3 protein-coding genes are annotated in these 1,278 nt (G+C 62.1%); all 3 read right to left on the bottom strand.

Translation table 11 applies throughout. The annotated features are described in order from the left end of the window. A partial coding sequence (locus tag DA1_RS30845) for a hypothetical protein (protein WP_155737683.1) occupies nucleotides 1-205 on the bottom strand: 205 nt, incomplete at its 3' end. Then, nucleotides 205-546: a hypothetical protein gene (locus DA1_RS30840; RefSeq protein WP_155294281.1), complete on the bottom strand. Its 342-nt coding sequence runs from the start codon at nucleotides 544-546 to the stop codon at nucleotides 205-207. The genes DA1_RS30845 and DA1_RS30840, both read right to left, overlap by 1 nt. Nucleotides 547-548: 2 nt before the next feature. Then, on the bottom strand, nucleotides 549-1,278 hold a 730-nt coding region (locus tag DA1_RS29290), incomplete at its 5' end, for a hypothetical protein (RefSeq protein WP_255288224.1).

The raw sequence follows: 1,278 nt of genomic DNA, 5'->3' as shown, positions 1-1,278 counted from the left end.
GCTTGAGCGCCAGCCGCCCAGCCCAGCGCGGCACTTCAAGCGGCAGGGCAGTTCCTGGCGCTGCAGGGCTCATTCCCACCAACGCTTTAATCCGCAACTGTTCAAATTCAGCGCTGCCCACAGCAACCAACCCGGAATACAGCTCCGGGTAAGTACCAGTCTCGAAGGCATAGGGCCGATCCGATGAATCCTTGAACAGCAGCATCAGCGGTACTCCATGTACTTCGTCACGTTGTGCCCATCCGCAAAGTAGAAATACGTATCTCCCGCCGGAACAATTGCCTGTACTCCGTTTCCGGAGCCGGTGTAATTGACATAACTCACAGCCACCCAATTTCCTCGAAGATTTATCGCTAAGCACGCGGTGGGCCCCTCCCCACGCGACGTTCCGATAATGCTCACCAGGATCGGTTTTGAAGTTGTATTCGTGTAGGTGACGCCAGTAGTCCTGCTGGCTGTCACGTCCTGCCAGGACTGGCCTGCACCCAGGATCTGGTCCTGGGATGCAACATCCTTTGCATTTGCCCGTGTGCCGACGTGTTTCATGGTCAGCCCGTGATGCTTACCCGGTACTGGCCCGTAGTGGGCGCCACGGCGAATGTCAGCTGCACTGTATTCACGCCGTTGGCGACCCAGTCGCACAGCACGCCAGCATTCGTCGCGGTCTCGCGCACGCTGACCACCACGTCCTGGGTGTTGAGGCTGTGGGTCACGGTGATGGTCGTGGCGGTGCCATCGCCCACGGTGGCCGAGGCCTTGCGCGCCACGACACCGGTATCCACCGCGATGACGCCGCCATTGATGCTGATGCCCAGTCCCGCCGTATAGCTTGTCCCGCCACCGACCTGCGCAAACGCCAGGGCCGTGGTGCCGATGGTGATGGGCGCGTCCGTGGTCATCAGCCAGACCTGGTTGCCCTGTGTCGTGCCCTCGGAGACAAAGACCGCGGCGCCCAGCACCTCACTGGCGGCGTCGAAGTCAGTGGCCCGCGTCCACGAGCCCGAGGCGGCAAGGTAGACGCCATTGGCCGAACCCGTGGTCTGGTTCTTCACCAGCACCCGGTCACCGGCCACGATGGACACACCATCAATCGTCTGTGCACCGGACAGCGTGATGTTGGCCGTGGTGGCCGCGCGCGCCGGCTCTTTCCATTTGTAGCCCTGGACCGCAGCGTCCAGTTGGGCCTTTGTGACGGCATCCTGCGGGTTGACCGCGTCGGCCAGGTTGATGACCCGGTTGCCCGAGGCGTCGAGGTTGTTCGTGATCTTCATGGCTGGG

This window comes from Delftia acidovorans NBRC 14950, assembly GCF_001598795.1.
GTDB classification, from domain to species: Bacteria; Pseudomonadota; Gammaproteobacteria; order Burkholderiales; family Burkholderiaceae_C; genus Comamonas; species Comamonas acidovorans.
This window is presented reverse-complemented; position numbering and strand designations above follow the sequence as displayed.

Bases quoted from the DNA above. Each gene is read 5' to 3' on its own strand.
- DA1_RS30840 (WP_155294281.1), bottom strand. From the start codon at position 546: ATGAAACACGTCGGCACACGGGCAAATGCAAAGGATGTTGCATCCCAG.